The 26584-nt window shown below is 51.4% G+C and carries 26 protein-coding genes; 14 read left to right on the top strand and 12 right to left on the bottom strand.

From position 1 onward, the window contains the following. Positions 1-67: 67 nt before the first annotated feature. Entirely contained in the window at positions 68-2113 is a 2046-nt protein-coding gene (gene dcp / locus HV350_RS12995; protein ID WP_181628639.1) for a peptidyl-dipeptidase Dcp, read from the bottom strand. Between the two features lie 137 nt (positions 2114-2250). Between dcp and ydfG the strand changes: the two genes are divergently transcribed. From ydfG to ydfZ, 3 genes are all read left to right on the top strand, one after another. Further along, on the top strand, positions 2251-2997 hold the full coding sequence (gene ydfG / locus HV350_RS13000) for a bifunctional NADP-dependent 3-hydroxy acid dehydrogenase/3-hydroxypropionate dehydrogenase YdfG (RefSeq protein WP_016153061.1): 747 nt from the start codon (positions 2251-2253) through the stop codon (positions 2995-2997). Positions 2998-3083: 86 nt separating this feature from the next. After that, the gene (locus HV350_RS13005; RefSeq protein ID WP_181628641.1) at positions 3084-3770 is read left to right on the top strand and encodes a GntR family transcriptional regulator; all 687 of its coding nucleotides are present in this window, start codon (positions 3084-3086) and stop codon (positions 3768-3770) included. 188 nt (positions 3771-3958) lie between these two features. Beyond that, positions 3959-4162, top strand: coding sequence for a putative selenium delivery protein YdfZ (gene ydfZ, locus HV350_RS13010; protein WP_003032393.1), 204 nt, complete (start codon positions 3959-3961; stop codon positions 4160-4162). A gap of 74 nt (positions 4163-4236) precedes the next feature. Here the strand turns inward: ydfZ and HV350_RS13015 are convergent, their stop codons facing one another. From HV350_RS13015 to HV350_RS13030, 4 genes are all read right to left on the bottom strand, one after another. Then, complete coding sequence (locus tag HV350_RS13015) at positions 4237-5703, bottom strand: mannitol dehydrogenase family protein (protein ID WP_181628642.1); 1467 nt, start codon at positions 5701-5703, stop codon at positions 4237-4239. A gap of 159 nt (positions 5704-5862) precedes the next feature. Then, positions 5863-7197, bottom strand: a complete 1335-nt coding sequence (locus HV350_RS13020; protein WP_181628644.1) for an MFS transporter — start codon at positions 7195-7197, stop codon at positions 5863-5865. Positions 7198-7257: 60 nt separating this feature from the next. Further along, positions 7258-8472 (bottom strand): starvation-sensing protein RspA, encoded by a 1215-nt coding sequence (gene rspA / locus HV350_RS13025; RefSeq protein WP_016153056.1) that lies wholly within the window; start codon positions 8470-8472, stop codon positions 7258-7260. Between the two features lie 107 nt (positions 8473-8579). Continuing rightward, entirely contained in the window at positions 8580-8906 is a 327-nt protein-coding gene (locus tag HV350_RS13030; protein WP_016153055.1) for a YnfA family protein, read from the bottom strand. A gap of 153 nt (positions 8907-9059) precedes the next feature. On the opposite strand from HV350_RS13030, the gene HV350_RS13035 reads away from it, so the two are divergent. Beyond that, positions 9060-9401, top strand: a complete 342-nt coding sequence (locus tag HV350_RS13035) for a DUF1283 family protein (RefSeq protein ID WP_016153054.1) — start codon at positions 9060-9062, stop codon at positions 9399-9401. 35 nt (positions 9402-9436) lie between these two features. Then, entirely contained in the window at positions 9437-9997 is a 561-nt protein-coding gene (gene speG, locus HV350_RS13040) for a spermidine N1-acetyltransferase (protein ID WP_006684613.1), read from the top strand. Positions 9998-10004: 7 nt separating this feature from the next. Here the strand turns inward: speG and HV350_RS13045 are convergent, their stop codons facing one another. Then, complete coding sequence (locus tag HV350_RS13045; protein WP_181628646.1) at positions 10005-10715, bottom strand: YnfC family lipoprotein; 711 nt, start codon at positions 10713-10715, stop codon at positions 10005-10007. A 102-nt stretch (positions 10716-10817) separates the two neighbouring features. Between HV350_RS13045 and HV350_RS13050 the strand changes: the two genes are divergently transcribed. From HV350_RS13050 to clcB, 6 genes are all read left to right on the top strand, one after another. Continuing rightward, positions 10818-11126: a DUF1161 domain-containing protein gene (locus tag HV350_RS13050; RefSeq protein WP_085951053.1), complete on the top strand. Its 309-nt coding sequence runs from the start codon at positions 10818-10820 to the stop codon at positions 11124-11126. A 148-nt stretch (positions 11127-11274) separates the two neighbouring features. Continuing rightward, positions 11275-13701 carry a selenate/tellurate reductase subunit YnfF gene (gene ynfF, locus HV350_RS13055; RefSeq protein ID WP_181628648.1) on the top strand — a complete coding sequence of 809 codons (2427 nt, stop codon included), beginning with the start codon at positions 11275-11277 and terminating at the stop codon, positions 13699-13701. Between the two features lie 10 nt (positions 13702-13711). Further along, positions 13712-14329 carry a DMSO/selenate family reductase complex B subunit gene (locus HV350_RS13060; protein WP_016153050.1) on the top strand — a complete coding sequence of 206 codons (618 nt, stop codon included), beginning with the start codon at positions 13712-13714 and terminating at the stop codon, positions 14327-14329. 1 nt (position 14330) lies between these two features. Continuing rightward, complete coding sequence (locus HV350_RS13065) at positions 14331-15185, top strand: dimethyl sulfoxide reductase anchor subunit family protein (RefSeq protein ID WP_181628650.1); 855 nt, start codon at positions 14331-14333, stop codon at positions 15183-15185. Between the two features lie 42 nt (positions 15186-15227). After that, positions 15228-15842: a Tat proofreading chaperone DmsD gene (gene dmsD, locus HV350_RS13070; protein ID WP_016153048.1), complete on the top strand. Its 615-nt coding sequence runs from the start codon at positions 15228-15230 to the stop codon at positions 15840-15842. A gap of 119 nt (positions 15843-15961) precedes the next feature. Further along, the gene (clcB, locus tag HV350_RS13075) at positions 15962-17251 is read left to right on the top strand and encodes a voltage-gated ClC-type chloride channel ClcB (RefSeq protein ID WP_181628651.1); all 1290 of its coding nucleotides are present in this window, start codon (positions 15962-15964) and stop codon (positions 17249-17251) included. On the opposite strand, the gene bioD is transcribed toward clcB, so the two are convergent. The 3 genes from bioD to HV350_RS13090 form a co-directional block, all read right to left on the bottom strand. Beyond that, entirely contained in the window at positions 17207-17902 is a 696-nt protein-coding gene (gene bioD / locus HV350_RS13080) for a dethiobiotin synthase (protein ID WP_016153046.1), read from the bottom strand. The two genes, clcB and bioD, sit on opposite strands and share 45 nt — an antisense overlap. Before the next feature lie 125 nt (positions 17903-18027). Further along, on the bottom strand, positions 18028-19248 hold the full coding sequence (gene mlc, locus HV350_RS13085; protein WP_016153045.1) for a sugar metabolism global transcriptional regulator Mlc: 1221 nt from the start codon (positions 19246-19248) through the stop codon (positions 18028-18030). A gap of 118 nt (positions 19249-19366) precedes the next feature. Then, positions 19367-20275, bottom strand: a complete 909-nt coding sequence (locus HV350_RS13090; protein ID WP_016153044.1) for a LysR family transcriptional regulator — start codon at positions 20273-20275, stop codon at positions 19367-19369. Positions 20276-20382: 107 nt separating this feature from the next. Here HV350_RS13090 and HV350_RS13095 point away from each other — a divergent pair, with 107 nt between their 5' ends. Next, positions 20383-21636 carry an MFS transporter gene (locus HV350_RS13095; protein ID WP_016153043.1) on the top strand — a complete coding sequence of 418 codons (1254 nt, stop codon included), beginning with the start codon at positions 20383-20385 and terminating at the stop codon, positions 21634-21636. A 33-nt stretch (positions 21637-21669) separates the two neighbouring features. Here HV350_RS13095 and HV350_RS13100 read toward each other — a convergent pair whose 3' ends face one another. The 3 genes from HV350_RS13100 to HV350_RS13110 all read right to left on the bottom strand — a co-directional run bounded on the left by HV350_RS13100 (position 21670) and on the right by HV350_RS13110 (position 24718). Further along, on the bottom strand, positions 21670-22356 hold the full coding sequence (locus HV350_RS13100; protein WP_047358411.1) for a CPBP family intramembrane glutamic endopeptidase: 687 nt from the start codon (positions 22354-22356) through the stop codon (positions 21670-21672). Positions 22357-22508: 152 nt separating this feature from the next. Further along, positions 22509-23999: an ATP-binding protein gene (locus tag HV350_RS13105; protein ID WP_181628653.1), complete on the bottom strand. Its 1491-nt coding sequence runs from the start codon at positions 23997-23999 to the stop codon at positions 22509-22511. Then, positions 23996-24718 carry a response regulator transcription factor gene (locus HV350_RS13110; RefSeq protein ID WP_016153040.1) on the bottom strand — a complete coding sequence of 241 codons (723 nt, stop codon included), beginning with the start codon at positions 24716-24718 and terminating at the stop codon, positions 23996-23998. The genes HV350_RS13105 and HV350_RS13110 overlap by 4 nt, the downstream gene beginning before the upstream one ends. A gap of 189 nt (positions 24719-24907) precedes the next feature. Here HV350_RS13110 and msrP point away from each other — a divergent pair, with 189 nt between their 5' ends. After that, a complete protein-coding gene (gene msrP / locus HV350_RS13115; RefSeq protein WP_181628655.1) occupies positions 24908-25915 on the top strand; it encodes a protein-methionine-sulfoxide reductase catalytic subunit MsrP in 1008 nt (335 codons plus the stop codon). Further along, on the top strand, positions 25912-26538 hold the full coding sequence (gene msrQ, locus HV350_RS13120; RefSeq protein ID WP_181628656.1) for a protein-methionine-sulfoxide reductase heme-binding subunit MsrQ: 627 nt from the start codon (positions 25912-25914) through the stop codon (positions 26536-26538). The genes msrP and msrQ overlap by 4 nt, the downstream gene beginning before the upstream one ends. Positions 26539-26584: the final 46 nt, after the last annotated feature.

Below are 26584 nucleotides of genomic sequence, written 5' to 3' on the forward strand. Positions count from 1 at the left end.
TTGCTGAAGAAAAAATCCAGCTAACAACCGGGCACCACGCCCGGTTCAATTTTCTGACTGACCTGTCTTAAGCGCTCAAGCCACGATGTTCCAGCATGGGTTCCATGCGCGGATCACGCCCGCTCCACTGGCGATAAAGTTCAGTTAAATCAGTGCTGTTTCCGCGGGACAAAATTGCTTCGCGGAATTTCTGTCCGTTTTCACGGGTTAATCCGCCCTGCTCTACGAACCACTGATAGCCGTCATCGGCCAGCATTTGCGTCCACAGATAGGCATAATAACCTGCGGCATAACCGCCACCGAAGATATGGGCAAAATAACTGCTGCGATAACGCGGCGGCACAGCCTTGAGATCTAAACCTTCCGCCGCCAGCGCCTGCTGTTCAAATTGATCGACCGGATGAGATGACTCGCTCAACTCCAGAGAGTGCCAGCGCATATCCAGCAATGCAGCGCTGAGCAGTTCGGTCATGTCGTAACCTTTGTTAAACAGACTGGCCCGCTGCATTTTATCCCGCAATGCCTGCGGCATTTGCTCCCCGGTATCAACATGTCGGGCAAAACGGGCAAAGACCTGAGGATGGCTAGCCCAGTGTTCGTTGATCTGTGAAGGAAACTCGACAAAATCACGCGGAGTGTTGGTCCCAGAAAGCGTGGCATAACGCTGAGTGGCGAACAGACCGTGCAATGTATGTCCAAATTCATGAAATAGCGTAATAACATCATCCCACAGCAGCAATGCAGGCTGATCCTGTGCTGGTTTTTGATAATTACAGACGTTGTAAATAACCGGTCTGGTTTCGTTAAGCAGCGATTGCTCAACAAAATTGCCCATCCAGGCTCCGCCGCTTTTTGATTCCCGGGCAAAGAAATCACCGTAAAATAGCGCTAACCCTACGCCATCATGATCGAATATTTCCCATACCCGAACATCCGGGTGATAAACCGGAATGTCGAATCGTTCAACGAATTTGATGCCAAAGAGTTGATTGGCCGTCCAGAAAACGCCCTCGTTCAGCACCGAATCCAGGGCAAAGTAAGGTTTGAGCTGTGCCTCATCAAGGTCATATTTCTCACGACGGACCTGCTCGGCATAAAACGACCAGTCCCAGGCCTCGGCGCTAAACGACTCGTGTTCTTGAAAGATAACGTTCTGGATTTCAGCCTGCTCATCCAACGCCCGCGCCCGCGCGGCTGGAACAATAGATCGCATAAATGTCAGTGCCGCTTCCGGCGTTTTTGCCATCTGGTCGGCAATTTTCCAGGCTGCGTAATTGGCAAAACCAAGCAGTTGCGCCTGTTGCATCCGGATTGCTACCAGTCGCTGAATAATAGCTCGCGTGTCGTTGCCATCATCATTTTCAGCCCGCGTCCATGCGCGGGTGAACAGTTTTTCGCGGGTCTGACGATCGCGTAAAACCGCAAGCGCCGGTTGCTGTGTTGTGTTTAATAGCGGGATAACCCAACGCGCTTCAAGCCCTTTCGCCCTTGCAGCTTCGGCGGCAACGGCAATTTCTTCTGTGCTCAGCCCCTCCAGATGCCGGATATCATCCACCACCATAGCACCTGACGTGTTGGCTGCCAGCAACCGTTGATTAAACTGGCTGGTCAGCGTGGCTGACTCCGTATTGAGCGCTTTAAGTTTGGCTTTATCGGTCTCATTCAGACGGGCGCCGGCCAGTACAAAACGCTGATACACGACCTCCAGCAGACGTATTGATTCGCTATCCAGACTTAACGTACCACGCCTCTGCCAGACGGCTTCGACACGGGCGAAAAGCGCGCCATTGAGATAAATATCATTGGCAAGGTTCGCCAGTTCTGCGGAAAACTCTTCGTCAAGGCGCTGTAGTTCATCGTTGGTGTGCGCCGCCGTCATCGCGAAGAAAACGCTGGTCACACGCGTGAGCAGCACCCCGCTTTGTTCAAGCGCCAGCAACGTATTAGCAAAATCAGGAACCTGTGAGTTTTGCACAATAGCGTCGATCTCGGCGCGTTTTTGCCGCACGCCTTCATCAAACGCTGGACGATAATGCTGCACGTCGATCTGATCAAACTGCGGTGCCTGATACGGCAATGTGCTGTGATGTAAAAATGGATTCGTTAACGACATCTTTCACTCCTGAAAACGATTTGTTTACCAGAGTAGACTTCCCGGGAATCGACCGCAATCGCGTTAAGCAGGAATAGCTCTGAACGGAAATGACGTGCTATGGTAGTACTACATAAAAAGCGTTGAGGAACAGTGAGATGATCGTTTTAGTAACCGGAGCAACCGCAGGTTTTGGTGAGTGCATTACGCGTCGTTTTATTGAGAATGGGCATAAAGTTATTGCCACCGGACGCCGCCAGGAGCGCCTGCAGGAACTCAAAGATGAGCTGGGTGACCGCCTCTATACCGCGCAACTGGACGTACGTAATCGTGCATCAATTGAAGAGATGCTGAACGCCTTACCCGCTGAATGGCGCGATATTGATGTTCTGGTCAACAATGCGGGTCTGGCGCTGGGCCTTGAGCCAGCCCACAAGGCCAGCGTTGAAGACTGGGAAAATATGATCGACACCAACAACAAAGGCCTGGTTTATATGACCCGTGCCGTTCTGCCAGGCATGGTTGAGCGCAACCGCGGTCATATTATCAATATCGGTTCTACCGCGGGAAGTTGGCCATACGCTGGCGGGAACGTCTACGGTGCGACCAAAGCGTTTGTTCGCCAGTTTAGCCTGAATTTACGTACTGACTTACACGGCACTGCGATTCGCGTTACCGACATTGAACCGGGTCTGGTTGGCGGTACGGAATTCTCTAACGTACGTTTCAAAGGCGATGACGCTAAAGCTGAAAAAGCCTACGAAAATACCACCGCCCTGACCCCGCAAGATGTTACAGAAGCGGTATGGTGGGTGGCGTCCTTACCCGCTCATGTCAACATTAACACCCTTGAAATGATGCCTGTCACACAGTCTTTTGCCGGACTGAGTATTCATCGGAGCTAATTTCTCTGCCCGGCCTTGCGCCGGGTATAGATAGCCTGAAATAAGTGATAAGATCTCCGGGTTAACTCTCTAAAAAGTAAGAATGAATGACCGTAGAAACGCAGCTCAACCCTACACAACCGGTAAATCAACAGATTTACCGTATTCTTCGTCGTGATATCGTGCACTGTCTGATTGCACCCGGTACGCCGCTGTCGGAGAAAGAGGTTTCCGTACGCTTTAATGTGTCACGCCAGCCGGTACGAGAAGCATTCATCAAACTGGCAGAGAACGGTCTGATTCAGATCCGCCCGCAGCGTGGCAGCTACGTAAACAAAATTTCGCTGTCGCAGGTGCAAAACGGCTGTTTTGTTCGCCAGGCAATTGAATGTGCCGTGGTCCGCCGCGCCGCATCACTGATCACCGACAAACAGTGCTATCAGCTCGAACAAAATCTGCATCAGCAGCGCATTGCGATTGATCGAAAACAAATCAATGATTTCTTCCTGCTAGATGACGAATTTCATCAGAAACTGGCTTTAATCGCCGAGTGCCAGCTCGCCTGGGACACCGTTGAGAATATTAAGGCCACGATTGACCGCGTTCGCTATATGAGCCTGGATCATATCTCTTCGCCTGAAATGCTGCTGCGTCAGCATCACGATATTTTTACCGCACTTGAGAAACATGATGGCGATGCCGTTGAGCGCGCAATGATGCTGCATCTCCAGGAAATTGGTGAGTCCGTTCAGCTAATCCGTCAGGAAAATAGCGACTGGTTCAGCGAAGATTAATATTACGCTCACCTCACACCGAGGTGAGTTTCTCCTGCTTTCCCCTCTCCCGCACATCTGCATAAAAAAAGCTGTGATTTTGATCGAAAACAAAAAAAATCATTAACGAGAAGCGTATTTATATTGCGCCCGTTACGTGGGACTAGAGCCCACGGGCTTTGACGGTAAGTTGGAAAGGAGAAAACACCATGAAAACATACGATCGTAACCGTAACGCAATCACCACTGGCAGCCGCGTCATGATTAGCGACACCGGACTTACAGGCCGCATTACAGCGATAGATACCGATGGTCTGACCGCTGAGCAAATTCGCCGCGGGAAAACAGTGGAAATCGAAGGGTGTGAAGGTAAATATGCCCCCCTCGAATTGATTCGTTTGGGCATGAACTAATTGGTGTGAATGCCAGAAAACATTGCGCCATCTGGCCTGTTTATAGCCAGATGGCGACTTAAATGATGTTCTCGTTACTTCAGTTTTGCAGCATACTTCGCAACGGTTGCCTTTGCCCCTTCAGCCAGTAAAGCAAGATAGGCTTGTGTGACCTGATTCTTGAACAATTCTACCTGCGGCAGTTCACGACCAAAAATAGCATCGATCGCCAGCAGCGCCTGGACACGATCTTCGCCCTCGTTACTGCTATGCACCGCTTTCTGGAGCACCGGTAACAGCGGATCGCTGATTTCAATCGCCTGGCCCTGATCATCCACACCGCCGACGTAACGCATCCAGCCAGCCACGCCCAGCGCCAGCAGTTCAAAGTGGCTACCGTGCACAATGTGCCAGCGAACGGAGTCCAGCATACGCTGCGGCAGTTTTTGACTGCCGTCCATCGCGATCTGCCAGGTACGATGACGCAGTGCCGGGTTGCTGTAGCGCTCAATTAACAGATCGGCATAGTGCGGAAGATCCACACCTTTCACTTTTAACGTGGGCGCTTGTTCCTGCAACATCAGCGCGCGCGCGGCGAGGCGATAATTTTCATCGCCCATGCAATCGTTAATGTGCTGATATCCCGCCAGATACCCCAGATAAGCAAGGAAAGAGTGGCTGCCGTTGAGCATACGCAGTTTCATCTCTTCAAACGGAATGACATCAGCAACCAGCTCCGCTCCCGCCTTCTCCCATTCAGGGCGGCCAGCGACAAAGTTATCTTCAATAACCCACTGACGGAACGGTTCACATGCTACGCCTGCCGGGTCGCGTACGCCGGTAATGTGTTCAATTTTGTCCAGCGTATCCTGGGTAACAGCAGGGACAATGCGGTCAACCATTGTCGACGGGAATGTGACATGTTGTTCGATCCACGCAGCCAGTTCCGCATCCACCGCCCGGGCATACGCGGTGACAACATTGCGCATCACATGACCGTTTTCTGGCATGTTGTCGCAGGACATCACGGTAAAGGCGGCTAAACCCGCAGCTTTGCGGCGTGCAAGCGCCTCAACCACAACGCCTGGCGCAGTTTTTGGCTGTTTTGGATTTTGTAGATCGGCAGCAATCATCGGGTTGTCTAACATCAATTGACCGGTCGCCGGAGAATGGCAATACCCTTTCTCGGTAATGGTCAGGGAAACAATCGCAACTTGCGGTTCACTCATCGCAGCCAGTACGCTTTCCAGACCATCAACCTGCGCATGCAGCGCATTTTTCACCACGCCCACGACTCTTGCAGTCCATGCATCCGCAGACATTTCTGCAACGGTATACAGGTTATCTTGCTGTTTCAGATCGGCAATCTGCTGCTCGCCGCCAATCAGGTTCACTTCGCAATAGCCCCAGTCACTGCCGTGATCTGCAGCGAGAATGTCAGCGTAAACCCCCTGATGTGCGCGGTGAAATGCGCCAAACCCCAGATGGACAATACGCGGGACCAGTTTTGTACGATCGTAGTCGGGAAGTGCAGCCTTTGCCGTTAAGAGCTTGTTTTGCATGGTATGACCTACTTATCAATGAAATCAGGATTGATTCAGAGTAACGCCTGTATGGTTGTATGTTTTGATTTGCATTAAGCTTTTTATGATTGGTATGACATCACTTAAAGCTGTGTACCATAAAAGGTAAATTTGGCGGCATATTGCCGCCAAAGGATATTAATGTTTCTGCCACTGCTGGTATTCACGTTTAAGCCTTTGCGGTGCAGTTTCCGGCATCATCACCAAACCAATAACTGAGATGACGCCAAGTACAATCACATAGGTTGCGAGTCCATAATAATGTCCACCAGTTACTTGCAGAATTTTTACTGCTACTAAACCAAGAATCCCACTACCAATTAGCGATCCCAACTGCCAAATTAATGCTATTCCGCTACAGCGAATATGAGTCGGGAAAAGCTCTGGGAAATAAGATGCCTGAGGTGCATAACACATACTATGCCCAACGCTCAGTACCAGGATCATTACTATTTGCGTAAGCCAAAAGCTATCCTGATTGATTGCAAGGAAGAAAGGAATAATCATAACAACCTGGAGCAATGCGCCGATAATATAAACTGGTTTACGCCCAATTTTGTCGCATAGCGAGCCCATCATCGGTATTGCAATTATTTCTATAATCACCGCAACAATCATTGTCTCCATCAAGATATTTGCATCGAGATTGTTTGCCTTACCGTATGCAAGGACAATCACTGTAAACATTGCAAATGTGCAAGCCTCAATCAGCTTCGCACATACTCCCTTAACGACAATTCCCGGAAAATCACGGATAACTTCAACTAATGGACGTGATTCTTCTGCTTTTGTCTCCCTAATCTGAGCAAAGACTGGTGATTCCTCAATTTTTAAGCGGATAAATAACCCAACAATAACCAGCAACAGACTTAACAGGAACGGTATACGCCACCCGTAATCCATCATTGCCTCTGGAGAAAGTGTGGCATTTAACAACGCAAAGAGTGCTAACGGCAGAAGAAAACCAACTGGGGCACCGATTTGAACCCAACTCGAAAAAAATCCACGATGTTTGGGCTCAGAATATTCAGCAGTCATCAATACTGCACCGGCTTGTTCTCCTCCAACACCAAAGCCCTGTAATACACGAATAAATATAAGTAAAGCTGGAGCCCATACACCTATTTTTTCATATGTAGGTAACAACCCAATACAGAATGTCCCTAAGCCAACGATTAGTATAGTAATAACCAGTGCTTTTTTGCGCCCGACCTTATCGCCAATATGCCCAAAGACAATTCCTCCTAATGGTCTAGCCAGGAAACCAACGGCATAGGTTGCAAAAGCAGCCAGCGTACTAATTAACGGATCGTCACTTGGGAAAAATAAATGACCAAAAAAGAGTACGGCTGCTGTCCCATATGCAAAGAAGTCATAGTATTCGGCAGCAGTACCAATTGCGGAGGCTGAAGCCACTCTGCGAATAATGGGTTTATTATCTACGTTATTTTTAATATCGACTGAACTAACCATAAGTTTTACCTTCTGTAGGGTATTGAGTTAATCAACATCTTTCGTACGTAAAATTTATATTTACCAGTTCCACAACGTGCCATCTTCCAGACGAGCAACAGGCAGATATGCAGGGTCATACGGATATTTCGCCGCCAGCTTTTCGTCAAACTCGATCCCAAGACCTGGTTTGTCTCCAGGATGCATATAGCCGTTATCAAAGGTCCAGTTGTGCGGGAACACTTCCAACATTTGCTCGGAATACCCCATATATTCCTGTACGCCGAAGTTCGGCACCCACAGATCAAAGTGCAACGCAGCGGCCATGCATACTGGGGACAGATCGGAAGGTCCATGCGAACCGGTACGTACCTGATACAGCGACGCGAAATCGGCAATTCGACGCATGCCAGTGATACCGCCCGCATGGGTGATGGTGGTGCGGATATAGTCGATCAATTGCTCTTCGATAAGCTGTTTGCAGTCCCAGATGCTGTTGAAAACTTCCCCTACCGCAATCGGCGTGACCGTATGCTGGCGGATCAGGCGGAAGCATTCCTGGTTTTCAGCCGGGGTTGGGTCTTCCATCCAGAACAGACGGTATTGCTCAATGCTTTTGCCGAAACGGGCCGCTTCAATTGGCGTCAGACGGTGGTGCATATCGTGCAGAAGATGTTCGTTGAAACCAAACTTGTCGCGCACGGCTTCAAACAGTGTTGGTGTGAAATCGAGGTACTTCTCCGTTGACCATAACTGCTCTTCTGGCCACTGCCCTTTGGTGGCGGGTTCGTAGGCCAGTCCTTTGCCTTTAGACATACCGTAAGTGGTTTTCATACCCGGCACGCCGCACTGCACGCGAATTGCTTTAAAGCCCATCTCTTTATGGCGCGCATAATCTTCGAGTACGTCATCAACGGTATGGCCTGTGGTGTGACAGTAAACCATAACGCCTTCACGAGATGCACCGCCGAGCAGCTGGTACAACGGCATATTCGCCGCTTTCGCTTTGATGTCCCACAATGCCATATCCACCGCGGAAATCGCCGACATGGTGACCGGACCACGACGCCAGTACGCGCCTTTGTAGAAAAACTGCCAGATATCCTCAATTCGGTGCGCATCGCGACCAATCAGCTGCGGACAAACATGATCTTTCAGATACGACGCTACGGATAACTCGCGTCCGTTTAACGTGGCATCTCCCAGCCCAGTGATCCCATCGTCTGTCGTAATTTTCAACGTGACAAAATTACGCCCCGGACAGGTGACAAACACTTCAGCCCCAACAATCTTCATCTCTTATTCCTTGCATTTGTTCTTGTGATGCAGGAAATTTACCCAACTGAGCTACTACCATACAAGTATGAAGATCAAAAAAACGCTGATTGATCACAAAAAAGGCGCTATGCGCGCCCCCACCCAGCCACAATAATCAGCATGCCGCACAATGCCACCAGCGCGCCTGACCAGTCGTACAGGCTAAGTTTTACGCCGTCAACAATGCGTAGCCATAGCAGCGCTGTCACCACGTAAACTCCACCATAGGCCGCGTACACACGCCCGCTTGCTGCCGGATGCAGCGTCAGTAACCAGACGAATAAGGCCAGTGACATCCCGGCGGGTATCAGCAGCCAGGCCGTAGCCCCTCGCTTAAGCCAGAGCCAGGGTAAAAAGCAGCCAATGATTTCGCATAACGCGGTGATGAAAAAAAGGAATGTGGTCTTAAGCATTGATGTTATTCAGTTACCTTTGGTTTAACCATGATACGACAGAATGTCGTTAGCGTATCCATCTCCGCTGAGTGGGTATGCCCGCAAGCCAGAATAGTGTAGAATTTAGCCCTGTTTTATTGTTTTTTCCCTTTCCCATAAAAGGAATTCACCATGAATATTACACTGACCAAACGCCTGTGCCTGACGGCTATGCTGACGCTGGCTGCGGCTGTGTACACCTCTTCCGCATTTGCTGAAACCAGTAAACTGATCATTGAATCCGGGGACAGTGCGCAAAGTCGTCAACAGGCAGCAATGGAAAAGGAACAATGGAACGATACGCGTCAGTTACGCCAGAAGGTCAACAAGCGTGCAGAGAAAGAGTGGGACAAAACCGACGCAGCTTTCGATAGCCGTGATAAGTGCGAACAGAGCGCTAATATTAATGCGTACTGGGAGCCCAACACCCTGCGCTGCCTCGACCGACGCACTGGCCGCACCGTTGCCCCATAATGATTGCACTTTGAAAGATATTGAAAGGATACGATATGACTAGCGCCCTCAGTGTTAAGCTGCGCCCGCTGGAGCGTGAAGATTTACGATTTGTCCATCAGCTTGATAACAACGCCAGCGTAATGCGTTACTGGTTTGAAGAACCTTACGAAGCATTTGTTGAGCTGTCAGATCTGTATGACAAGCATATCCACGACCAAAGCGAACGTCGCTTTGTTGTGGAATGCGACGGTGAAAAAGCCGGACTGGTGGAGCTGGTTGAAATTAACCATGTGCACCGCCGGGCAGAATTCCAGATCATTATTTCGCCGGAATATCAGGGCAAAGGTTTGGCTTCCCGGGCTGCTAAGCTGGCGATGGATTACGGCTTTACCGTACTTAACTTATATAAGCTGTATCTGATCGTTGATAAAGAGAACGAAAAAGCCATCCACATCTACCGTAAACTCGGGTTTATGGTCGAAGGCGAACTGATTCATGAATTCTTTATCAACGGCCAATACCGCAACACAATCCGCATGTGTATCTTCCAGCAGCAGTATCTGGCAGAACATAAAACGTCAGGTCCTAACCTGCTGCAACCTACCGCTCAGTAAAGACTGACTAATAGTAATCGATGGTGTTTTCAATCGAGTAATGGTGTTCAACTGCCGGCTTCACGCTCTCGTCAACGATAACAAGCTGGCAGTTGACCGGATTAGCATAGTCATCATACTTGCACGTTTGTTTTACATTACCTAACGGATGGTTATTGAGCAGGCTTACCGCGGTGTAATCCAGCTTCTTCAACGGGTCAACCGACGGTTTGGCATCAACCTGCAAGGTATTGTCCTTATTGATGGTGGTTTTACCCAGCGGGTAGCCTTCCGCATCATAGCGATATTGCACCTTCATCTCTTTTCCCGTGGCGGAAACGACAAAACCGTTATCGTCGGTATCCCATACCACGCCCGCCGCAGGCAGTTCTGCTAACTGACATTTACCCTGTAAGCGGATCCGTTTTTCCAGCGTTTTGGCGTCCCGGTAATAGTTAGCATCCAGGACCAGCGCCATGCCGGTATTGCTTTCAATATCATGCAATTCAAGCGTATCGAAGCACCCTTCCTGTGAGAGCGTACCGACAACGCGCTTGGTGACTTCACCTTTGTCATTAAGCAGCGTCTGGCTGAAATCTTTTACCGGCCCGCGCAGCGGATCGAAATCAAATTCATTGGAAAAACTGGCCATTTCCGGCGTAAAGGAATCCAGGCCTTTGGCGTTATCACACCCGGCCAACACGACGCACAGGAAACCTAACAAGATCTTTTTCTTCACATTTTTCACCGGGATAAGAAGATAATTCTCAATCATATTAGCAAATACAGTTATTTACACCAGAAATGCTAATCTTAGTCCAGGTCGATCATAAAGGAGCTGATGATGAAATACATAACAGGAATTGCCGCGCTCTTACTGGCCGTCGCGTCCCCGCAGGTTTTGGCGGCACCGGCGTCATGTGAACGCGTGAAAAGCGATATCGAACAGCGGATCATTAATAATGGCGTTGCTGAATCCAGCTTTACGCTGAACATTGTTCCCAACGATCAGGCCGATCAGCCTGATTCACTGGTCGTGGGACATTGTGCAAACGATACGCACAAAATTCTCTATACCCGAACCAACAGTGGCAACGCCCCTGCCAATAGCACCCCTGCCCAGGACGGGCACGTCGCCGAACCGCAATAAATCACGCCCTCCGTGCGCGGAGGGTCACTCCAGTTTGATATGCATTAAGATGACATACCCATAAGTGGGTAAACTCAAACCATTATTAGCATGCTATTAATTTCGTTATAGAAATTAATATATAGCGATAACTATAATGGGGTGAGTAATGTCAAAAACTGAGCAATATGGAGGCATTAGCCGCAGGACGTTAGTGAAATCCTCGGCAATCGGTTCGCTGGCGCTTGCCGCGGGTGGGCTGTCGTTACCTTTCGGAATGCGCACTGCCGCCGCAGCGGTACAGCAGGCGATACAACCCGTTGAAGAGAAGGTTGTCTGGAGTTCTTGTACCGTTAACTGTGGTAGTCGTTGTCTTTTACGTCTGCACGTTAAGGATGACTCCGTCTATTGGGTAGAGTCGGACACAACGGGCGATGATACCTACGGTAATCATCAGGTACGTGCCTGCTTGCGTGGCCGATCGATCCGTCGCCGTATGAATCACCCTGACCGCCTAAAATATCCAATGAAACGTGTAGGCAAGCGTGGAGAAGGAAAATTTGAAAGGATCACCTGGGATGAAGCACTGGACACCATTAGTGGTAATTTGAAGCGGATCCTGCAGGATTACGGTAACGAAGCGGTTCACGTGCTGTACGGTACAGGTGTAGATGGTGGGAATATTACTAACTCCAACGTCCCCTACCGCCTGATGAATTCTTGCGGCGGCTATTTGAGCCGCTACGGTAGTTATAGTACCGCGCAAATCAGCGCCGCAATGGGTTATATGTTTGGTGCTAACGACGGCAACAGTCCTGACGACATCGCCAATACAAAACTGGTCGTCATGTTTGGCAATAACCCTGCCGAAACCCGTATGAGCGGCGGCGGTGTAACCTGGTATGTTGAGCAAGCCCGCGAACGTTCTAACGCACGAATGATCGTTATCGATCCTCGATATAACGATACTGCCGCTGGTCGTGAAGATGAATGGCTGCCTATCCGACCAGGAACTGACGCTGCATTGGCTGCGGCGATCGCCTGGGTACTGATCACCGAAGATCTGATTGATAAACCTTTTCTTGATAAATACTGTGTCGGCTTCGATGAAACCACTCTTCCCGCCAGTGCACCGCGGAATGCACACTATAAAGCCTATATTTTAGGCGATGGACCAGACGGGATAGCCAAAACACCGGACTGGGCTTCCCACATTACCAGCATTCCGGCTGAGAAAATTATCCAGTTAGCGCGTGAAATCGGCGCAGCGAAACCCGCTTATATCTGCCAGGGTTGGGGACCGCAGCGTCACTCCAACGGTGAACAAACCGCTCGCGCGATTGCGATGCTCTCCGTTTTAACCGGCAATGTGGGGATAAACGGTGGTAATTCAGGGATGCGCGAAGGGACCTGGGATCTGGGCGTGGAATGGTTCTCCATGCTAGAAAACCCGGTTAAAACGCAGATATCAGTCTTTACCTGGACGGATGCTATTGATCATGGTGCAGAGATGACCGCGACCAAGGACGGTGTTCGCGGTAAAGATAAGCTGGACGTGCCTATCAAGTTTATCTGGTGTTATGCCAGCAATACGCTCATCAACCAGCATGGCAATATCGCGCATACCCATGATGTCTTACAGGATGACAGCAAGTGCGAAATGATCGTCGGTATTGAGCATTTTATGACTGCCTCCGCAAAATACTGCGACATTCTGCTACCTGACCTGATGCCAACTGAACAAGAAGATCTCATCTCACACGAGTCTGCCGGGAACATGGGCTATGTCATCCTTGGTCAACCTGCGACATCGCCAAAATTTGAACGTAAACCCATTTACTGGATGTTAAGTGAAGTCGCCAAACGTCTAGGTCCGGATGTATATCAAAAATTCACCGAGGGTCGTACGCAGCATGAATGGGTGAAATACCTGCATGCCAAGACCAAAGAGCGTAACCCGGAAATGCCGGATTACGACGAAATGAAAACGACAGGTATTTTCAAGAAAAAATGCCCCGAAGAACACTATGTTGCTTTCCGTTCTTTCAGAGAAGATCCTGGGGCTAACCCATTGAAAACGCCATCAGGGAAAATTGAGATTTACTCTGAACGGCTAGCAACCATTGCAGAAACATGGGAACTCAAAGACGATGAGATTGTTCATCCTCTTCCAGCTTATGCACCAGGCTTTGACGGTTGGGACGATCCTAAGCGCAAAACGTATCCATTGCAGCTCACGGGTTTCCACTATAAGGCGAGAACCCACTCCAGCTACGGCAATATCGATGTTTTACAGCAGGCTTGCCCGCAGGAGATCTGGATAAACCCCGTCGATGCCAGGACGCGCGGCATCCGTAATGGCGACACAGTTAGGGTGTTTAATAATATCGGCCAGATGCTGATCAGCGCGAAAGTCACACCGCGTATTTTGCCCGGCGTCACTGCCATCGGACAAGGAGCCTGGCTCAATGCCGATATGTTCGGCGACCAGATCGATCATGGTGGTTCCATAAATATTCTCACGTCGCATCGACCTTCTCCATTAGCGAAGGGGAATCCATCCCACAGTAATCTCGTTCAGGTTGAAAAGGCATAAGGACTAACCCATGACAACTCAGTATGGATTTTTTATTGATTCCAGCCGTTGCACGGGGTGTAAAACCTGCGAGCTGGCCTGCAAAGATTACAAGGATCTCACTCCCGACGTCAGTTTCCGGCGTATTTACGAATACGCTGGAGGCGACTGGCTGGAAGATAACGGCGTCTGGCAACAGAATGTCTTCGCCTACTACCTCTCCATTGCCTGTAATCACTGCGAAGATCCGGCCTGCACCAAGGTTTGCCCCAGCGGCGCTATGCATAAGCGTGAAGATGGTTTTGTGGTAGTGGATGAAGACATATGCATAGGCTGTCGCTACTGCCACATGGCCTGCCCGTACGGCGCACCGCAGTACAATGCCGCCAAAGGTCATATGACCAAGTGCGATGGCTGTCATGACCGCGTGGCCGACGGCAAAAAGCCCATCTGCGTCGAATCCTGTCCGCTGCGCGCGCTGGACTTTGGTCCAATTGATGAGCTGCGCAAAAAGCACGGTGAACTGGCGGCGGTCGCTCCGCTGCCAGGTGCGCACTTCACCAAACCGAACATTGTGATCAAACCCAACGCCAATAGCCGCCCGACCGGGGATACCACGGGTTATCTGGCGAATCCGCAGGAGGTGTAACATGGGCAATGGATGGCATGAATGGCCGCTGGTCCTGTTTACGGTGCTGGGCCAGTGCGTGGCCGGAGCGCTGATAGTGAGTGGCTATGGCTGGCTGACCGCTAAAGACGAGGTGGCAAAACAACGTATCGTGCGCAGCATGTTTTTTCTGTGGCTGGTGATGGGCATCGCCTTTCTCGCCTCGGTAATGCACCTGGGTTCGCCACTGCGCGCCTTTAACTCGCTGAACAGAGTTGGCGCATCTGCGCTGAGTAACGAAATCGCCAGTGGTTCACTGTTTTTCGCCGTCGGTGGCCTGTGGTGGCTGGTGGCGTTTCTCGGTAAAATGCCCGCAGCGTTAGGTAAAATCTGGCTGCTGGTGGGCATGCTGCTGGGTCTGGTATTTGTGCTGGCGATGACCAGCGTCTACCAGATAGACACTGTCCCGACCTGGTATAACGGCTACACTACGGTGGCATTTTTTATGACGATGTTGCTAAGCGGACCGCTGTTTGCCGCCCTGCTACTGCGTGCTGTGGGTGTTTCCTCTGGCACCGCCAGATTCGCCTACGTGAGCGTTTTGGCCCTACTGGTGATCGTGGCGGTTATTGTTCTGCAGGGGCTGTCTCTCGGCGGGATCCACAGTTCGGTGCAATCCGCCAGCGCGCTGGTTCCCGACTACGGAAGCTTGCAGGTCTGGCGCATCATTCTGCTGGCCGCCGGTCTGGGCTGCTGGATATGCCCGCTGATCCGTCGTAAAGCACCATCCGTCGGCGGCCTGGCGCTGGGCTTAATGTTAGTCCTCGCCGGTGAAATCATTGGCCGCGGATTGTTTTACGGTTTACATATGACAGTCGGAATGGCTGTTGCAGGTTAACTTTCGGGTGCGGGGCAACCCGCACTGTTCAGGATTGTTTGCATGACCCATTTTTCGCAAGGTGACAACTTTTCTACCGCGGCGCGTGTACTCGGCGCACTGTTTTACTATGCGCCAGATAGCGCGGAAGCCTCTGCATTAGTCAGCGCGTTAAGAGCCGATGGCTGGCAGGCGCAGTGGCCGCTCGATCAGGCAATGCTTTTCCCGCTGGCTGCACGGCTACAAGCCGAGGTCGATGAGCCTCTCCCGCAGGCCTGGCAGCGCCTGTTTGTCGGTCCATATGCGCTACCCTCTCCGCCCTGGGGATCTGTCTGGCTGGATCGCGAAAACGTGTTGTTTGGCGACTCTACACTGGCACTCCGTCAGTGGATGCGGGACAACGGCATCCAGTTTGCCATGCAGCAAAATGAGCCAGAAGATCACTTTGGTTCACTGCTGTTGCTGACGGCCTGGCTTGCTGAAAATGAACGCCACACCGAGTGCGAACAACTGCTGGCCTGGCATCTGTTCCCGTGGTCATCCCGCTTCCTTGATGTGTTTATCGAAAAAGCTGATCACCCGTTTTACCAGGCGCTGGGGGAGCTGGCCCGTCTGACGCTAGCGCAATGGCAGTCGCAGTTACTGATCCCGATAGCCGATAAGCCACTTTTTCGTTAGTTTCATCACAGGCAGGATGTGTCCTGCCTGTGTAGCATCCTGTTGCGCACGCTGAGCTTTTGCTTCTGTTGCCAAATAGCCGCAAAATAAAGCGTCTGAAATTTCCTGTCTGGCCACTCATGCATCATTTACATGCTTATCCTGACCTGCGCGCCATGTTCCGCCGCCTGCTGATTGCTGCGCTGATTGGTATCCTTGCTGCGTTGGCCGTCGCAGGATTTCGCCACGCCATGCTCCTTCTTGAATGGTTGTTCCTGAGCAATGACACAGGGAGTCTGGTCAACGCGGCAACAAACCTTTCCCCTGTAAGACGCATGCTGACACCTGCGTTAGGAGGGCTGGCGGCGGGTTTGCTGCTTTGGGGATGGCAAACGTTCAACCGGTTACGCCCGCAGGCTCCCACTGATTACATGGAAGCCTTGCAAACTAACGGACAATTTGACGTCAGTGCAAGCCTGGTGAAATCGCTGGCCTCGTTACTGGTCGTCTCCAGCGGGAGCGCCATCGGGCGCGAAGGTGCCATGATTTTACTGGCAGCGCTGGCAGCCTCCAGCTTTGCTCAACGCTTCACCCCGCGCACAGAATGGAAGTTATGGATTGCCTGCGGAGCCGCTGCGGGTATGGCCGGAGCGTATCATGCCCCACTGGCGGGCAGTCTATTTATTGCTGAAGTGTTGTTTGGCACCTTGATCCTCGCGTCACTGGGACCGGTGGTGGTATCCGCCGTCGTCGCCTTGCTCACCACCAATATGCTGAGCGACAGCAATGCGCTGCTGTATGCCGTGCACTTCACACGGGAACTGCATGCGCTGGAATACGTCATGATCATCAGCACCGGTCTGGCTGCCGGCGTTTGCGGACCGCTATTCATGTGGTTGATGACCGCCAGCCATAATGTTTTTTTGCGCTTAAAACTCTCGCCACCGTGGCAACTGGCGCTTGGCGGGCTGATCGTTGGCCTGCTGTCATTGCTCACGCCTGCGGTCTGGGGTAACGGCTACAGCGTGGTGCAATCATATTTACTCTCCCCACCGCTGCTGGCCGTGGTGAGCGGGATCTTCATCTGCAAATTACTGGCGGTGCTTGCCAGCAGTGGTTCCGGTGCGCCTGGCGGTGTGTTTACGCCAACGCTGTTTGTCGGTCTTTCAGTGGGTATGCTGCTGGGACGAGTGTGGGGATTATGGCTTCCGGGTCCGGATGAGATTGCCATTCTGCTGGGATTAACGGGGATGGCCACGCTGCTGGCAGCGACCACGCATGCGCCAATAATGTCGACACTGATGGTTTGTGAAATGACCGGGGAGTATCGTCTGCTCCCCGGATTGCTGGTTGCCTGTGTGGTGGCGTCTGTGCTGTCGCGAACGTTACGCCAGGACTCTATCTACCGACAACACGCTGCCGAGCATTGACAGACGGATGTACTGAGACAGCTCGCGCTGCTCTGCGCGAGGCAGATAAGGCAGTTCACCGATCAGCGGTGCGGGTAATTTTTTGCCCAGCACATCAATGATTTCCGCATAATGCGCTAGCCCCGGGTTGATTCGGTTCGCGACCCAGCCAATCAAAGGCAGTCCGTCGCTGGCAATCGCCTGTGCGGTGAGGATGGCATGATTAATACAGCCTTCCTGGATACCCACCACCATCAGCACCGGCAGTTGTTCCTGCACCACCCATTCAGATAACGGACGCAGATCGTTCATCAGGCTCCGCCAGCCTCCGGTGCCTTCCACGACAACGTGATCCACTTTTTCGCTGAGGCTTGCGAGGCCGTTGGATAACAGGGTGTAATTGACCGGACCACTATGCGCTACGCTGCTTTCATCCTCACTCAACGCAATCGGGTTGACCGCCTCGTAGGGCAGTTCGATAGTAGACACGCTTTGCAGCACCAGCGCATCTTTGTTGCGCAGACCTTCAGGTGTCTCTTTGCTTCCTTTAGCCACGGGTTTGTAGCCCGCAACGCTTTTACCCCCTGACGCTAACGCTTGTAGTAATGCGCGGGAAACCACGGTCTTCCCAACAGAAGTGTCTGTACCTGTAATAAAGAAACGCTTCAGCATCACTAACTCCACCGTTATGCTTTGAAAATATAAGTCAGGAAAATAATACAGTGGAGAAAGTCTAAGGTATGACGACGAGAATCGGCTTGAGATAGCGCAATTTTTCGTACAACAGTTAAAAAATGTTAACCCTGTAATAGACGAATCAACAAAGAACCGTTATACATCGCGTCCTTCACGAGCGCCGCCCCTGCCATCGTCCCTTGATTGGTGAACTGCGTACTTTCGACGACAATATGCTGACTGTAGGCCGGGAGCGCTTGCTGACGAATGCTGTCAGCAATAGTGGGAAACAAAATATCCGCCGCTTTACTGAGCGGAGAACCAATCAATATCTTTTGCGGGTTGAACAAATTCACCATGATGGCCAGAATGCGTCCGACATGGGTCCCGACGCCGCTAATAATATCTTTCGCCAATAAATCCCCCTGCATCGCCGCCAGACACAGCGCGTCTACCGTTAACGGTTGCCCGTGTAGAGAAGAACTCATTGATTGCTTCAAGCGTACCTGTGCCAGTTCGAGCACGCTGTCGACGCTGGCGATCGTTTCCAGGCAACCATGGTTGCCGCAATAGCAGCGTTTGCCGTAGGGGTCCACCTGGGTATGACCAATTTCCACCAGGCTACTGCTGCCGGCATGCAGTAGATGACCGTCGGTGATTACTCCGGCCCCCACGTTATGATCGATAACCACCTGAATGACGTCGCGCGCGCCGCGCGATGCGCCAAAAAGCGCCTCGGCCATAGTCCAGGCGCTGATATCGTGCTGAATATAGACCGGCACGCCGGTATGATTTTCAAGCGCTTCACCCAGCGGCATCTCTTTGACATCGTCGTAGAATGGCATGCGATGAACGATACCGTTTTCAGTATCAATAATGCCGGGTAAGGTAATGGCGATGGAGGTTAAGCGCTCCAGCTTTTGCTGGTGGCGGATGAAAAACTGATCGACCTGGGTAATAACGCGTTCCAGCAATGGTGTTTCACTGACCAGCGCCATTTCAAGACAATCTTCAACCACCAGTTTGCTGCTCAGATCGCGCAGCGCCAGAAAGATCTCGCCGCGACTGATACGAATGGATAAATAGTGCCAGGCTTCCGTTTCCACAACCAGCCCAACGGCCGGACGTCCTCGGCTGCCCGCTTCCTTGATTTCCAACTCTTGCACCAGGTGCGCTTCGAGCATTTCGCGGACAATTTTAGTAATACTGGCAGGCGCCAATTGTGCCAGGCGAGAGAGATCAATACGCGATACCGGACCCAGCTGATCAATCAGGCGATAAACCGCGCCCGCATTGGTCTGCTTAATTTGATCGATATGCCCAGGCTGACTATCAGCAACCACCACTTACTCCCTTTATTTTCGCGCTCCGAAATAATCTGCGGGCTATGGTGAAGCACTTCAATGGCTTCCGTCAACTTTTTACTTAGCCTTGTGATTTACTGCACATTTTCGCCCATTTTTAAACTAAATTAATCGCCTGAACGGCCGCCAGCAGTTGCTCGCGAAAGCGTTGCGCGGCGTGACTTTGCTCATGATGTTTTGGCCACACTAGCCACATTTCCGAAACGGCATCTTCTTCCGCTATCGGGATCCAACACATTTCATACAATTGCACCCGTTTAAAGGAAGCGGGAAGAATGGAAACGCCTAATCCTGCGGCCACCAGCCCGATGATAGTCATCGCCTCACCAACCTCCTGAGTGATAGTCGGCTTCAGTCCATAGCGACGCATGAGGCCAAGAATATCGTCATACAACCCCGTCCCCACATGCGGATCAAAAAAGACAAATGGCTCATTGGCCAACTCCGCCAATGTGACCACGGGCTTTTGCGCCAGCGGATGCGCGCGCGGGATCATCGCCATCAGCGGCTCATGCAGAATGATTTCACGCTCCAGCGTTTCCGGAAGCTGCGTGTTGCGCAGAAGTCCCAAATCCAGCGTTCCTTCATTGAGCGGAGCAATTTGCTCGCGCGTGTTCATTTCACGGGTTTGCATATGTACAGCGGGGTAGCTCTGGCGAAAGAGGGATAACGTATCTGAAACCGCTTTGATAAACGGTGCCGATGACGTAAAGCCGATACGCAATTCCCCCGCTTCTCCCAGATGCAGACGTTCAGCCCTGGCAGCGGCCTCATTAACCAGCCCCAGGATCTGCCGACTGTCTGCCAGAAACTGCTTTCCGGCAGAGGTCAGCGCCACGCTGCGGTTAGTGCGCGCCAGAAGTCGGGCGCCGACCTGCTGCTCGAGGATCTGGATTTGCTGGCTCAGCGGCGGTTGCGAAATATTCAGCCGTGCCGCCGCCCGGCCAAAATGCAATTCTTCGGCAACCGCTACAAAGTAACGTAAATGACGCAGCTCGATATTCATATTTTTAAGATATCATTTGAGATTATTAATATATTAGACAGAATAATGCGATTTTCATACTCTTAAAGCTAGTCATGTAGAGGTAATTGATTGAGCAAGGATTTCAAGTGAGCCGTACAACCACTGTCGATACCGCGCCGACAAGCGATGTTGATGAACAGAGAGTTACCCCGCCGGATAGTTTTATCAAACGCGGAACATCCCCATTTATGCGCGTCACGCTGGCGCTGTTTTCTGCCGGACTGGCGACATTTGCTCTCCTCTATTGCGTGCAACCCATACTGCCAGTGCTCTCGCACGAGTTTGGGGTCTCTCCCGCCAGCAGCAGTATTTCGCTTTCCATCTCAACGGCGATGCTCGCGATCGGTTTACTGTTTACCGGTCCACTTTCCGATGCGATAGGCCGCAAGCCGGTGATGGTTACCGCCCTACTGCTCGCGTCCTGTTGTACGTTGCTTTCGACGATGATGACCAGCTGGCACGGTATTTTAATCATGCGTGCGCTGATAGGTCTTTCGCTCAGCGGCGTGGCGGCAGTGGGAATGACCTATCTGAGCGAGGAAATACATCCCAGCTTCGTCGCCTTCTCAATGGGCTTATATATCAGCGGTAACTCGATTGGTGGTATGAGTGGCCGTTTGATAAGCGGCGTGTTTACCGACTTTTTTAACTGGCGTATCGCGCTGGCGGCGATCGGTTGTTTTGCCCTCGCCTCCGCGCTGATGTTCTGGAAAATCTTGCCGGAATCTCGTCATTTCAGACCAACGTCGCTGCGACCGAAAACGCTGTTTATCAACTTTCGTTTGCACTGGCGCGACAGAGGGTTGCCGCTGCTGTTTGCGGAAGGTTTTTTACTGATGGGGTCGTTTGTCACGCTGTTTAATTACATCGGCTACCGTCTGATGCTCTCGCCGTGGGAACTCAGCCAGGCGGTTGTCGGTCTGTTGTCCGTGGCCTATCTGACCGGGACCTGGAGCTCACCGAAAGCGGGGTCGATGACCACCCGCTATGGACGTGGTCCGGTAATGCTCTTTTCAACCGGCGTGATGCTGGTTGGACTGTTGATGACCCTGTTCACATCACTGTGGCTGATCTTCGCCGGGATGCTGCTCTTTTCAGCCGGGTTCTTTGCCGCGCACTCCGTGGCAAGCAGTTGGATTGGACCACGGGCAAAACGCGCTAAAGGCCAAGCATCTTCCCTGTATCTGTTCAGCTATTATCTGGGTTCCAGTATTGCCGGTACGCTGGGTGGCGTATTCTGGCACAGCTACGGCTGGAACGGCGTGGGCGGATTTATCGCCCTGATGCTGGTGCTGGCGTTGCTGGTCGGTGCACGTCTGCACCATCGTCTGCACGTATAATCCACGATGCCCGGGTTCCGGGCATCGCCTTCATCAACCAGGCTGTAACGTCTGAGCCCCCATTTGCAGGGCAATAACCGTCCCGTTCATCGCTATATGCAGCATAACCGGCATCAGCAGGCCGTTGCTTTTCAGTCTGGCGATGATCAAAACCTGCGACACAAGAAACAGCATCAGCAACGTGCGCAGATCCACATACTGGGTATGCATGATGGCAAAAATGACCGATACAACCACCGACGACAGCCAGGTTTTATTATTGAACCAATACTGGAATGCGTTGAATAAACAGCCCCTGAAAACAATCTCTTCATATACTGGCGCAATAAATATCAGGGTCAGAGTGGATAACCACAGCGCGTAGCTGTTTAGGGATATCTGGCTGGTTACCCACGCTTCGGTTTGTCTGAGGCCCAGAAACCATGGCAGGATAAGCTGAATAAACAGCAGCGCCACGAACAAAATGACAAACCATCTGGCGTTGAAAATTCCCTTTCCCAGCCCCTCCCTTTTTCTAAAGAAGAAGTAATACAGCGGGACCAGCACAACAAATTCCAGCGCAAACAGCAGCGGAAAAAGTAGCCCTTTGGCAAGCAGAACCTGGCTGGCGGGGAAAAACAACGGAAGAAACGTGAGGCCAAACATCAGCAAAAACATGGTAAAACAGCCAGCAACCGCTTTGGTCCTGACGATATACAGGTTGTCGGCATCCTGTGACATACGATCTCCTTGCGCTTATCAAAGATAACTTGATGAATTATCAATATATGATAAAAATTCTCATTATCACTGGCAACCTACCAACTTTTACGCAATGCCCACGGTTTACAACGCGTATAGCGTTACAGACTCTTTTCAGCGGAACATTCTCATCAGCTACTCAGTGGGGAATCCGCCAGCGGCAACGAAAAACGGAAACAGGCCCCTGCCGTTGAATTAATCAGGCGGATATCTCCCCCATGCAGTTCGAGCATTCTGCGCACGATCAGTAAGCCCAGACCACCACGCTCAGCCCGCTGCTCACGGGGTAGTAACGCCGTCGGGCGCTGAAATAATACTTCGCGAACAGCCTCTTCGACGCCAGGCCCGCTGTCCTGCACTTCTGCTAACAAGCGGTCTTCATCACGCCAGACTTTTAGCCACACTTCGCCCCCGTCAGGCGTATGGCGGATAGCGTTATCCAGCAAATTCGTGACGATTCTTTCCATCATCGATAAATCGGCATTCACCAGCGGTAACGGACCAATTACGTCAAGGTGTAACTGCAAATGACGCGTGGCAACGGGTAGATCAAATTTCTGTGCCACATCCTGGATCAGCTCGCCAATAGCAAAACGTTCACGCTGTGGTTTTATGCCGCCATGCTCAAGTCTCGCCAGCTCAAAAAGCTGTTGTGACAGATGGCGAACCTTATGCCCCTGGCGCAGTGCAATGCTTAGATAATGCCGATTTTCCTCCGGCGTCATCGTATCGGCTTTCAGTGACAGCATTTCCAGATACCCCAGCAGTGAAGTGAGCGGCGTACGTAAATCGTGCGAAATATTAGCGATAAACTCTCTGCGCTGACGATCGCTGTCAGCTAATAAATCCCATTGGTGAGCAATTTTCTGTGCTAACTCAATAAATGCATTGTTCAGCAACGCAATTTCATTCGCCGGAGTTAAATCGGGCTTTTTCTGCGCCAGCTGTTTGATGACGCTAATGCTGTCCTGCTCCAGATTAACCACCTGTCCGGTCAGCCTTTTCACCGGATTCGTCACCCATCTCCACACCAGGTACCCCGCGATTGCACCGGCTAATAAAACCAGTATTAACGTCCCGGTCACGGTGTTCCAAAGCGTTTTTTGCCAGGCGGTATTCGCCAGCATATTGAGATCTTCGCCCTGGAGAATAATGTACAAATAGCCATGCAGCTTGCCGTTAAATAAAACTGGCGCGGCGCTGAATACCTTTTGCTGGCTGCTGCGCGGATCATTGCCATAAACGGGCAGCTCGTCCGAATTAAGGAAAACCTGGATCGGCTGTACGCTAATGTTCTGGCGCTGAATATGCCCAGGCGGAGCGGCATCAGCAAGTATCTCGCCTGACGGTGAAACCAGATACAGCTCCACGCTAGGGTTTAGCGTCATCAGGTGATTGAACAGTCCTTTTAAGGTCTGCCGATTAACCTGCCCGCTGGCATCAATAAGCGACTCACTTTTGACAATCTTGCTCGCCAATTCCAGCGAGAGCCTTTGCACCATAGCGTCGCCATACTGTTTACTGCTGCGGATCTGGACAACGCTGACCGCAACCGCGCAAATCAACATAATAGCGGTAAAGACCAGGGTCAGACGCTGGCTCAGCGACAATCGATAAATCATGGTTGATGCTCCGCGTTAACCGCAGCAAGCTTATAGCCCCGTCCCCAAACGGTAAGAATAATTTCCGGCTCCGCAGCATCTTTTTCAATTTTGGTACGCAGGCGATTAATATGACTGTTCACCGTATGCTCATATCCTTCGTGCTGGTAGCCCCACACCTGGTCTAACAACGCCTGACGCGAAAAGACCTCCCCGGGATGGCGGGCGAAAAAATAGAGCAGATCGAATTCACGCGGCGTTAAATCGAGGGATTTACCCTGCAGGCGGACTTCCCGGGCTAATGGATCAATCTCCACACCATGGACGGTGATAATCCCCGCCTCCATACGCAGGTTCTGACTCATCGCCTCCTGACGGCGAAACAACGCCTTCACCCGGGCCATCAATTCCAGCACCGAGAAAGGTTTGGCTAAATAATCATCGGCGCCCATTTCCAGCCCCAGTACGCGGTGAGTTTCACTGGTGCGAGCGCTGATAATAATGACAGGTAGATAGAAGCTCATTTGCCGAATGCGACGACAAATTTCCAGACCGTCCACGCCCGGCAGCATTAAATCGAGGATAACGGCATCCCAGACATGCTTCTCCAGTAGCTCGACCGCACGTGCCCCATCAGCCTCATGAATAATTTCGTACCCCTCATCCTTCAGGCTAAGTTGCAAAAGTGAGGCGATATCGCTGTCATCTTCCACCAAAAATATCTTTTTCGCGCCTGCCATCAGTGTCATCCCCCTCTCGTCATGCTGAAAGCTTACCTCAGGCAAGGGGCGGAAGTTATCACAAAATTTTTAACTTTTCGTGAGGAATCAGGGATACGCATGCGTCCAGTATGTCGTTATAGATAGGTCAGGCATCAACAGGGAAACGTCGATTTGTTTTCCTTAACATGAAAATAAAAAGGAAAAGTTATGCAGAAAAAACATCCACTTCGGGAAGCTGATGTTACCGCCGAGTCCGTTTTTTTTATGCAACGACGACAGATCCTCAAAGCTCTTGGGATAGGCGCGGCGGCGGCTTCGCTCTCTTCCCCGACACAGGCCGGTCTGTTGAATTGGTTTAAAGGCAACGATCGCCCGTCTGCACCAGCGGGCAAACCGCTCGAGTTCACAAAACCAGAGATCTGGCAAAACAATCTGCCCTTGACGCCGGAAGACAAGGTCACGGGCTACAACAATTTCTACGAATTTGGTCTGGATAAAGCCGATCCTGCCGCGAATGCCGGTAGCCTGAAAACCGATCCCTGGACGTTAACCATCAGCGGTGAAGTGAACAAACCTTTAACGTTGGATCATGATGCGCTGACGACTCGTTTTCCATTAGAAGAGCGTATTTACCGGATGCGTTGCGTTGAGGCGTGGTCGATGGTTGTACCGTGGGTCGGCTTTCCTTTGCATAAATTATTGGCGCAGGTTGAACCCACCAGCCACGCCAAATACGTCGCCTTTGAAACACGCTACGCGCCTGATGAAATGCCCGGCCAGAAAGATCGCTTCATTGGTGGCGGGTTGAAGTATCCCTATGTTGAAGGTTTACGTCTGGACGAGGCCATGCACCCGCTTACCCTTCTGACCGTGGGCGTGTATGGCAAAGCGTTGCCGCCGCAAAACGGAGCGCCAATACGCCTGACCGTACCCTGGAAGTACGGCTTCAAGGGCATTAAATCGATAGTCAGTATTAAGCTGACGCGTAAACAGCCGCCGACGACCTGGAATATGTCAGCACCTAACGAATACGGTTTTTACGCCAACGTCAATCCGCAAGTCGATCACCCCCGCTGGTCTCAGGCCACAGAGCGTTTTATCGGTTCGGGTGGCATTCTCGATGTTCAGCGACAGCCCACGTTGCCTTTTAATGGTTATGCCGATGAGGTGGCTTCTTTATATCAGGGCATGGATCTACGGAGTATTTTTAAGTGAGGTTAACCGCAAAACAGATAACCGGCCTGAAAGTACTGCTGCATCTCGCCGGTTTTTTACCCCTGCTATGGCTCTTCTGGGCCGCACAGCGTGGTGAGTTGGGGGCCGACCCGGGTAAAGATATCCAACACTTTACGGGCATCACCGCGCTGAAGTTTCTGCTTGCTACCCTGCTGGTGTCACCGCTTGCCCGCTACGCAAAGCAGCCGTTGTTGTATCGCACCCGTCGATTATTAGGGTTATGGTGTTTTGCATGGGCCACGCTGCATATGACCAGCTATGCGCTGCTGGAGTTGGGTATACAAAATCTGGGATTATTGGGACGTGAACTGGTTTCACGCCCATGGCTAACGTTGGGCATGACTGGTTGGATAATCTTATTCCTGCTGACGCTGACCTCCACGCAAGCCGCGCAACGTAAAATGGGCAAACGCTGGCAAACATTGCACAACTACGTCTACCTGGCGGCCGTTTTGCTTCCGCTGCATTATATGTGGTCGGTAAAAGTGTTATCACCGCTCCCCATTATTTATGCCCTCTGTTTTCTCGTGCTACTGGCTTTTCGCTATAAAAAGCTGTTACGCAAAGTCGGGTACAAAGGTGTGTTTATGAAAAGTGAATGAATCACGGTAAACTTCTCATCACACCTAAACAGAACGAGAACAAAAA

The sequence above is a fragment of the Citrobacter sp. RHBSTW-01013 genome, from assembly GCF_013781985.1.
Lineage (GTDB): Bacteria > Pseudomonadota > Gammaproteobacteria > Enterobacterales > Enterobacteriaceae > Citrobacter > Citrobacter braakii.

Bases quoted from the DNA above. Each gene is read 5' to 3' on its own strand.
- dcp (WP_181628639.1), bottom strand. From the start codon at position 2,113: ATGTCGTTAACGAATCCATTTTTACATCACAGCACATTGCCGTATCAG.
- ydfG (WP_016153061.1), top strand. From the start codon at position 2,251: ATGATCGTTTTAGTAACCGGAGCAACCGCAGGTTTTGGTGAGTGCATT.
- HV350_RS13005 (WP_181628641.1), top strand. From the start codon at position 3,084: ATGACCGTAGAAACGCAGCTCAACCCTACACAACCGGTAAATCAACAG.
- ydfZ (WP_003032393.1), top strand. From the start codon at position 3,959: ATGAAAACATACGATCGTAACCGTAACGCAATCACCACTGGCAGCCGC.
- HV350_RS13015 (WP_181628642.1), bottom strand. From the start codon at position 5,703: ATGCAAAACAAGCTCTTAACGGCAAAGGCTGCACTTCCCGACTACGAT.
- HV350_RS13020 (WP_181628644.1), bottom strand. From the start codon at position 7,197: ATGGTTAGTTCAGTCGATATTAAAAATAACGTAGATAATAAACCCATT.
- rspA (WP_016153056.1), bottom strand. From the start codon at position 8,472: ATGAAGATTGTTGGGGCTGAAGTGTTTGTCACCTGTCCGGGGCGTAAT.
- HV350_RS13030 (WP_016153055.1), bottom strand. From the start codon at position 8,906: ATGCTTAAGACCACATTCCTTTTTTTCATCACCGCGTTATGCGAAATC.
- HV350_RS13035 (WP_016153054.1), top strand. From the start codon at position 9,060: ATGAATATTACACTGACCAAACGCCTGTGCCTGACGGCTATGCTGACG.
- speG (WP_006684613.1), top strand. From the start codon at position 9,437: ATGACTAGCGCCCTCAGTGTTAAGCTGCGCCCGCTGGAGCGTGAAGAT.
- HV350_RS13050 (WP_085951053.1), top strand. From the start codon at position 10,818: ATGATGAAATACATAACAGGAATTGCCGCGCTCTTACTGGCCGTCGCG.
- ynfF (WP_181628648.1), top strand. From the start codon at position 11,275: ATGTCAAAAACTGAGCAATATGGAGGCATTAGCCGCAGGACGTTAGTG.
- HV350_RS13060 (WP_016153050.1), top strand. From the start codon at position 13,712: ATGACAACTCAGTATGGATTTTTTATTGATTCCAGCCGTTGCACGGGG.
- HV350_RS13065 (WP_181628650.1), top strand. From the start codon at position 14,331: ATGGGCAATGGATGGCATGAATGGCCGCTGGTCCTGTTTACGGTGCTG.
- dmsD (WP_016153048.1), top strand. From the start codon at position 15,228: ATGACCCATTTTTCGCAAGGTGACAACTTTTCTACCGCGGCGCGTGTA.
- clcB (WP_181628651.1), top strand. From the start codon at position 15,962: ATGCATCATTTACATGCTTATCCTGACCTGCGCGCCATGTTCCGCCGC.
- bioD (WP_016153046.1), bottom strand. From the start codon at position 17,902: ATGCTGAAGCGTTTCTTTATTACAGGTACAGACACTTCTGTTGGGAAG.
- HV350_RS13090 (WP_016153044.1), bottom strand. From the start codon at position 20,275: ATGAATATCGAGCTGCGTCATTTACGTTACTTTGTAGCGGTTGCCGAA.
- HV350_RS13100 (WP_047358411.1), bottom strand. From the start codon at position 22,356: ATGTCACAGGATGCCGACAACCTGTATATCGTCAGGACCAAAGCGGTT.
- HV350_RS13105 (WP_181628653.1), bottom strand. From the start codon at position 23,999: ATGATTTATCGATTGTCGCTGAGCCAGCGTCTGACCCTGGTCTTTACC.
- HV350_RS13110 (WP_016153040.1), bottom strand. From the start codon at position 24,718: ATGGCAGGCGCGAAAAAGATATTTTTGGTGGAAGATGACAGCGATATC.
- msrP (WP_181628655.1), top strand. From the start codon at position 24,908: ATGCAGAAAAAACATCCACTTCGGGAAGCTGATGTTACCGCCGAGTCC.